The 7,374-nt window shown below is 72.2% G+C and carries 6 protein-coding genes; 4 read left to right on the top strand and 2 right to left on the bottom strand.

Features of this window, described 5'->3' with window-relative positions; genetic code table 11:
* A partial coding sequence (locus tag F8274_RS29250; RefSeq protein ID WP_151465581.1) for an HNH endonuclease family protein occupies positions 1-627 on the top strand: 627 nt, incomplete at its 5' end.
* Between the two features lie 79 nt (positions 628-706).
* Positions 707-1,261: a hypothetical protein gene (locus F8274_RS31480; protein ID WP_192580042.1), complete on the top strand. Its 555-nt coding sequence runs from the start codon at positions 707-709 to the stop codon at positions 1,259-1,261.
* A 28-nt stretch (positions 1,262-1,289) separates the two neighbouring features.
* Here F8274_RS31480 and F8274_RS29240 read toward each other — a convergent pair whose 3' ends face one another.
* Both F8274_RS29240 and metH read right to left on the bottom strand, forming a co-directional pair.
* Positions 1,290-1,811, bottom strand: a complete 522-nt coding sequence (locus F8274_RS29240; protein WP_151465580.1) for a GNAT family N-acetyltransferase — start codon at positions 1,809-1,811, stop codon at positions 1,290-1,292.
* Positions 1,812-1,831: 20 nt separating this feature from the next.
* Positions 1,832-5,347: a methionine synthase gene (gene metH / locus F8274_RS29235; protein ID WP_192580041.1), complete on the bottom strand. Its 3,516-nt coding sequence runs from the start codon at positions 5,345-5,347 to the stop codon at positions 1,832-1,834.
* Positions 5,348-5,563: 216 nt separating this feature from the next.
* Between metH and F8274_RS29230 the strand changes: the two genes are divergently transcribed.
* Together F8274_RS29230 and F8274_RS29225 are read left to right on the top strand one after the other, a co-directional pair.
* Entirely contained in the window at positions 5,564-6,433 is an 870-nt protein-coding gene (locus F8274_RS29230) for a PAC2 family protein (RefSeq protein WP_151465579.1), read from the top strand.
* A 114-nt stretch (positions 6,434-6,547) separates the two neighbouring features.
* Positions 6,548-7,339, top strand: a complete 792-nt coding sequence (locus tag F8274_RS29225) for a GntR family transcriptional regulator (protein ID WP_151465578.1) — start codon at positions 6,548-6,550, stop codon at positions 7,337-7,339.
* The last annotated feature ends 35 nt before the right edge of the window (positions 7,340-7,374 follow it).

Genomic DNA, 7,374 nt, shown 5'->3' with positions numbered 1-7,374 from the left:
CTCGCCGCGATCCTGGCCGCCACCCTCGGCCCCACCCCGCCCACCTCGGCCGCCGGCTACTCCGCCCCGCTCACCACAGCCGTCGCCGGCCTCCCCGTGGCCACCGAGGTCCGCACCGGCTACAGCCGGGACCTCTTCCCACACTGGATCGACGCCGACGGCGACGGCTGCAACACCCGCAACGAGGTCCTGTACACCGAGGCCACCACCAAGCCCACGATCAGCGGCACCTGCACCCTCTCCGGCGGCCGCTGGTACTCCTACTACGACAACGCCTCCTGGACGCTCACCGGCGACCTCGACATCGACCACATGGTCCCGCTCGCCGAGGCCTGGGACTCCGGCGCCCGCACCTGGACCACCAGCCGCCGCCAGGCGTACGCCAACGACCTGGGCGACGCCCGGGCGCTGGCCGCGGTCACCGACAACGTCAACCAGGCCAAGGGCGACCAGGACCCGGCCACCTGGCTGCCGTCGTACGCCTCCGCGCGCTGCCGCTACATCGGGGAATGGGTGGCGGTGAAGGTGCGGTGGCGGCTCACCGTGGACAGTGCGGAGAAGAGCGCCCTGACCAGTTGGGCGAACAACTGCCCCGCCTCCACCGTCTCGGTCACCTACGCGTACTGACGCTCGTCGTTCTGGATCTTGGACAGTTTCCGTTCGCTGCGAACGGTAACTGTCCAAGGTCGGCGGCTTTAATGGGAGCATGGGCGCGATGAGGGACGGCCGGGAGTGGCGGATCGGCACCGCCGCCGACGTGGACTGGATCAACGGCCACACCACGGCCGGTCTTTCCATCACCACTGCCGTTCCGCCGGTCTTCGACGCCTACGCCACCACCTGGCGGCGCGACGACATCCCCGCCGACGTCTACGAGCGCGCCCTCGTCGGCCACCTCGTCGCGCACACCCCGGAGCAGCCCTGGTGGCTGGGCTACCTCGACACCGGCGCCCACGACACCGTCTTCCCCCGCGCCCCCAGGGTGTCGCTCTACTGGGACTGGCAGTACGTGCTGGTCGAGGCCGGACCCGAGCAGGCCCTCACCTGGCGGTCCGGCCACATGCGCGGCGACGGGTCACTGCCCGACCTGTTCTTCCCGGCCGACCGGTCCTGGCTGGTCTCCGCGCTCTGGGACGACACCTGGACCTGCGTGGGCGGGCCGGACCGGCTGATCGACACCCTCCAGCGCGATCCCCTGGCCACCGCCCGCCGGGTCACCCCCGACCAGGACGCCCTACCACCCGGCCTCACCCGCGAGTGATCCCGGCTCGCGCGCCCCGGCTGGCCCCTCACCCAGACGGCTTCACCACCTGGTACATGGCGTGGTCCTGCCACCGGCCGGCGATGTTGAGGTACTCCGGCGCCATGCCGAACCGCACGAACCCGTTGCGTTCCAGCACCGCCTGCGAGCGCACGTTGTGCAGCAGGGTCTCTGCCTGCACCCGGTGCAGCCCCAACTCCTCGAAGGCCACCCGCACGATCTCGCGCACCGCCCTGGTCGCGAACCCCCGGCCGTTGTGGCCGGCACTGACCCAGTAACCCATGGCGCACGACTGGAACGGGCCGCGCACGATGCCGTTGAGGGTGATCCGGCCGATCACGCGGCCGGCGTCGTCGAGGATGACGTGCGGCAGCTTCGAACCCTGCGCGTGCTGCTGAAGATCGGCGTGGATGACGGCGTGCTGGCCGTCCACCGTGAAGTAGCCGTCGCTCCGGACCGGGTCCCACGGCGCGAGGAACTCCCGGTTGGCGAGGAGCAGCTCGGCCAGGGCCGGCGCGTCCTCCAGGGTGATGAGTCGGGTGATCTTCACCGGCCCATTGTCCCGGCCGATCACTTGGCGTTGAAGTAGTTGGCCTCGGGGTGGTGGACGACGATCGCGTCGGTGGCCTGCTCGGGGACGAGCTGGAACTCCTCCGACAGCTGCACGTTGATCCGCTCGGCGCCGAGCAGCTCCACGATCTTCGCCCGGTCCTCCAGGTCCGGGCAGGCCGGGTAGCCGAACGCGTACCGGCAGCCCCGGTAGTCGGTGCGCAGCAGGCCGGCCAGGTCCGCCGGGTCCTCGTCGGCGACCGTACGCCCGCCCGGCAGGACCAGCTCGGCGCGGATCCGCCGGTGCCAGTACTCGGCCAGCGCCTCGGTGAGCTGCACCGACAGGCCGTGCACCTCCAGGTAGTCGCGGTACTCGTTGCCGGCGAACATCTTCGCCGTGTACTCGCTGATCGGCTGCCCGACGGTGACCAGCTGCAACGCCACCACGTCCAGCTGCTCGCCCTTCGGGCGGAAGAAGTCGGCCAGGCAGAGCCGGCGCTCCTGCCGCTGCCGGGGGAACGAGAACCGGGCCCGCTCGGCGTGCCCGTTCTCGTCCAGCACCACCAGGTCGTTGCCCTCGGAGTAGGCCGGGAAGTAGCCGTAGACCACGGCGGCTTCGAGGACCTGGTCGGCGATGAGCCGGTCCAGCCAGTAGCGCAGCCGGGGCCGCCCCTCGGTGTCCACCAGCTCCTCGTACGACGGGCCCTGGCCGCCCCGCGCCCCGCGCAGCCCCCACTGGCCCAGGAAGGTGGCCCGCTCGTCGAGCAGCGCCGCGTAGTCGGCCAGCGGCACACCCTTGACCACCCGGGTGCCGAAGAACGGCGGGGTGGGCACGTCGGCGTCGGCGGCCACGTCGGAGCGCACCGACGCGTCGTTCAGCTCCGGCAGCGCCTCGCGGACCAGGGCCCGCTGCCGCTCCCGCCGCTCGCGGCGCGCCGCCAGGGCGGCCTCCCGTTCCGGGTCGACCACCGGCGCGCCGCCCCGCTTCGCCGTCATCACCCGGTCCATGAGGGACAGCCCCTCGAACGCGTCCCGGGCGTAGTGCACCTGACCGGGGAACACCGAGCGCAGGTCGTCCTCCACGTACGCCCGGGTGAGCGCCGCGCCGCCGAGCAGCACGGGCCAGCGCTCGGCGACCCCGCGGGCAGCCATCTCGGCCAGGTTCTCCTTCATGATGACCGTGCTCTTGACCAGCAGGCCGGACATGCCGATGGCGTCGGCCCGGTGCTCCTCGGCCGCGTCGAGGATCGCGTTGATCGGCTGCTTGATGCCGATGTTGACGACGTCGTAGCCGTTGTTGGACAGGATGATGTCGACCAGGTTCTTGCCGATGTCGTGCACGTCGCCCTTGACGGTGGCAAGGACGATTCGCCCCTTGCCGTCGTCGTCGGTCTTCTCCATGTGCGGCTCCAGGTAGGCCACCGCGGTCTTCATCACCTCGGCGGACTGGAGCACGAACGGCAGCTGCATCTGGCCGGAGCCGAACAGCTCACCGACCACCTTCATGCCGTCCAGCAGCAGGTCGTTGATGATGGACAGCGGTGTGCGCCCCTCGGCCATCGCCGTGTCCAGGTCGGCCTCCAGGCCGTTGCGCTCCCCGTCGATGATCCGCCGCTTGAGCCGCTCGTCCAGCGGCAGCGCGGCCAGTTCCTCCGCCCGCGTGGCCCGCGCCGAGGCGGCATCGACGCCCTCGAAGACCTCGATGAACCGCTGCACCGGGTCGTAGCCCTCGCGGCGCCGGTCGTAGACCAGGTCGAGCGCGATCTCGCGCTGCTCCTCGGGGATCTTCGACATCGGCAGGATCTTGCTGGCGTGCACGATGGCCGAGGTCAGGCCGGCCTGCGCGCACTCGTGCAGGAACACCGAGTTGAGCACCTGCCGGGCCGCCGGGTTCAGGCCGAAGGAGACGTTCGAGACGCCCAGGGTGAAGTTGACCCCCGGGTAGCGGGCGGCGATCTCCCGGATGGCCTCGATCGTCTCGATGCCGTCGCGCCGGGTCTCCTCCTGCCCGGTGGCGATCGGGAAGGTCAGCGCGTCGATGAGGATGTCCTCCCGGCGCAGCCCCCACCGGCCGGTCAGGTCGTCGATGAGCCGGCACGCGACGCGTACCTTCCAGTCCCGGGTGCGGGCCTGGCCCTCCTCGTCGATGAGCAGCGCCACCACGGCGGCGCCGTGCTCCCGGACCACCGGCATGACCCGGGCGTACCGGGACTCCGGGCCGTCGCCGTCCTCGAAGTTGACCGAGTTGACCACGCAGCGGCCGCCGAGCATCTCCAGCCCCGCCTCGACCACCGCCGGCTCCGTCGAGTCCAGCATGATCGGCAGGGTGGAGGCGGTGGCGAACCGGCCGGCCAGCTCCCGCATGTCCTGCGTGCCGTCCCGGCCGACGTAGTCGACGCAGAGGTCCAGCAGGTGCGAGCCGTCCCGGGCCTGGCTGCGGGCGATCTCGACGCAGGCCTGCCAGTCGGCCGCCAGCATGGCCTCGCGGAACGCCTTGGAGCCGTTGGCGTTGCTCCGCTCCCCCACCATCAGGATGCTGGCGTCCTGGGCGAACGGCACGTGGTGATAGATCGACGAGACGCCCGCCTCGGGGCGCGGCTCGCGGGCCACCGGCCGCCGGCCGCGCAGCCGCTCGACCAGCACCCGGATGTGCTCCGGGGTGGTGCCGCAGCAGCCGCCGACCAGGGACACGCCGTAGTCGGTGACGAACCGCTCCAGCGCGTCGGCCAGCTCGACCGGGCTCAGCGGGAAGTAGGCCCCGTCGGCGGTCAGCACCGGCAGGCCGGCGTTCGGCATCACCGAGACCGGGATGCGGGAGTGCTGGGACAGGTAGCGCAGGTGCTCGCCCATCTCGGCCGGGCCGGTCGAGCAGTTGAGGCCGATCAGGTCGACGCCGAGCGGCTCGATCGCGGTCAGCGCCGCGCCGATCTCGCTGCCCAGCAGCATGGTGCCGGTCGTCTCGACGGCCACCTGGCAGATGATCGGGACGTCCCGCCCCAGCTCGGCCCGGGCCCGCTTCGCGCCCACCACCGCGGCCTTGACCTGGAGCAGGTCCTGGCAGGTCTCGATGATCAGCGCGTCCGCCCCACCGGCGATCAGCCCGGCCGCGTTCTCCTGGTACGCGTCCCGCAGGGTCGCGTACGCCGCGTGCCCGAGGGTGGGCAGCTTCGTGCCGGGCCCCATCGAGCCGAGCACGAACCTCGGCTGCTCCGGCGTCGAATGCGCGTCGGCGGCCTCCCGGGCGAGCCGCGCGCCCGCCTCGGACAGCTCGCGGATCCGCTCCGCGATGCCGTACTCGGCCAGGTTGGGCAGGTTGGCGCCGAACGTGTTGGTCTCCACGCAGTCCGCGCCCACGGCCAGATAGGCCTCGTGCACGCCGCGGACCACGTCCGGCCGGGTGACGTTGAGGATCTCGTTGCAGCCCTCGAGGCCGTCGAAGTCGTCCAGGGTCAGGTCGGCCGCCTGCAGCATCGTCCCCATCGCCCCGTCGGCGATGAGGATCCGGTCCGCGAGCGCATCGAGCAACGAAGTCCGCACAGGGCCAGGTTAGTGCGACCCGGCGTGGACGGGTCACCGCAACCTGGGCTTCCCACATACTGTCAGCGGGATCACCGCGTACCTTTCATCCGGTTCGCCCGACTGGTCGGGCCGGCCGACCGGCGCGGCCGACGGGCCGCGCCCGGCGGCGGCACGTAGGCTGGCGGACGTGAAGGACAACAGCGACGCGACCGTACGACGGCTCGAGGTGACGGCGTGACCGAGTTCGACGGACTGCCGGTGCTGCGGTCCCCGGTCGCCATCGCGGCCTTCGAGGGGTGGAACGACGCCGCCGACGCCTCGACCGCGGCCGTGGAGCACCTCGAGCAGGTCTGGCAGGCCCGCCAGGTGGCCGAGCTGGACCCGGAGGACTTCTACGACTTCCAGGTGAGCCGCCCGACCATCACGATGGCCGACGGGGAGACGCGCCGGGTCGAATGGCCGACCACCCGCTTCATGGTCGCCAGCCCCGAGGGCACCGAGCGCGACGTGGTGCTGATCCGCGGCATCGAGCCGAGCATGCGGTGGCGCACCTTCTGCGAGCAGGTGCTGGAGATCTGCCACAGCCTGGAGGTCGAGCGGGTGGTGCTGCTCGGCGCGCTGCTGGCCGACGTGCCCTACACCCGGCCGCTGCCGATCAGCGGCAGCGCCTCGGACGCCGATGCCGCCAAGCGCTACCAGCTCACCCCGACCCGCTACGACGGGCCGACCGGCATCGTCGGCGTGCTGCACGACGCCTGCACCCGGGCCGAGGTGGACGCCGTGTCGTTCTGGGTGCACGTGCCGCACTACGCCAACAACCCGCCCTGCCCCAAGGCCACCCTGGCCCTGCTGCACCGGGTCGAGGAGGTCCTCGACCTGCCGGTGCCGATGGCCGACCTGGCCGAGGAGGCCGCCGAGTGGGAGCAGCGCGTGCGCAGCGCCGCCGAGCAGGACGCCGAGCTGGGCGAGTACGTCCGTGAGCTGGAGGAGCGGGTCGGCGACGCCGGCATCACCCCGCTGACCGGGGACGAGATCGCCCAGGAGTTCGAGAAGTACCTGCGCCGCCGGGGCGGCTCCGCCGGCCCCACCGCCGGCTCCTGGTAGCCCTCTTCCGACGAGAACCGGGTCCCGAGCGGGGCCCGGTTCTCGCGTGTCCGGGGTGGCGAGGTCACACCGTCTAGGGCATCCTAGGAACCTAGCTGTCATGAGGAGGCGGGCATGCAGATCAATCCCGGCGCGGCCGAGTTCCCGCACCGGCAGATCGCCGCGCAGCTCAAGGCCCAGGTCCGCCGCGGCGACTGGGGTCCGGGCGAACGGCTGCCGTCCATCCCGGCCATCGCCGAGATGTTCGGCGTCGCGAAGCAGACCGTGCAGCGCGCCGTCGACCAGCTGCGGGTCGAGGGCATCCTGATCACGAAGCCCGGCTCCGGTACGTACGTCCGGGGCACCCGGCGCCGGCTCAACCGGCTCTCCCGGGGCCGGTACGGCGGCTTCCGCGGCTACCACACCGACCTGGCCGCCCGGTACCGGCAGCAGCTCGTCTCGGTGGGCCGCGCCGCCGCCCCGCCCGAGGTGGCCGACGCGTTCGGGGTGGCCGACGGCATCGAACTGCTCTGCCGGCGGCACCTGGTCCGCACCGACGACTCACCCGTCGAGGTCGGCGCCTCCTGGTTCCTGCCCGCCGACACCGCCGGCACCTCCCTGGAGCGCGCCGAGGCGTTCGGCCGCCCGCTCTACCAGGAGGCCGAGGAGGCCACCGGCCGCCGGTACGTCACGGCGACCGACACGATCAGCGCCCGCCAGCCCAGCCGGGAGGAGGCGGAGATCCTCCAGATCCGCCCGGACACCCCGGTGCTGCACCTGCTGCACGTCGCCTACGACGCCCAGCGCAAGCCCATCGAGGTCGCCCACGCCACCTGGCCCGGCCCGATGACCACGCTCACCGAGGAGTACCGGATCCCCGCCCCGCAGCCGGAACCCGACCCAGACCCCGACCTCATCCTGGGCTGACCCGCGCGGTCCGCTCCCCCGCCCGCGCCTGCCGG

The organism is Micromonospora sp. AMSO31t (assembly GCF_008868175.1).
Lineage (GTDB): Bacteria > Actinomycetota > Actinomycetes > Mycobacteriales > Micromonosporaceae > Micromonospora.
Note: the sequence above shows the minus strand (reverse complement) of the source record. Positions and strands in the feature narration are given on the sequence as shown.

What these genes read in the sequence shown, in the direction of transcription:
- F8274_RS31480 (WP_192580042.1), top strand. Translation starts at nt 707, where the DNA reads ATGGGCGCGATGAGGGACGGCCGGGAGTGGCGGATCGGCACCGCCGCC.
- F8274_RS29225 (WP_151465578.1), top strand. Translation starts at nt 6,548, where the DNA reads ATGCAGATCAATCCCGGCGCGGCCGAGTTCCCGCACCGGCAGATCGCC.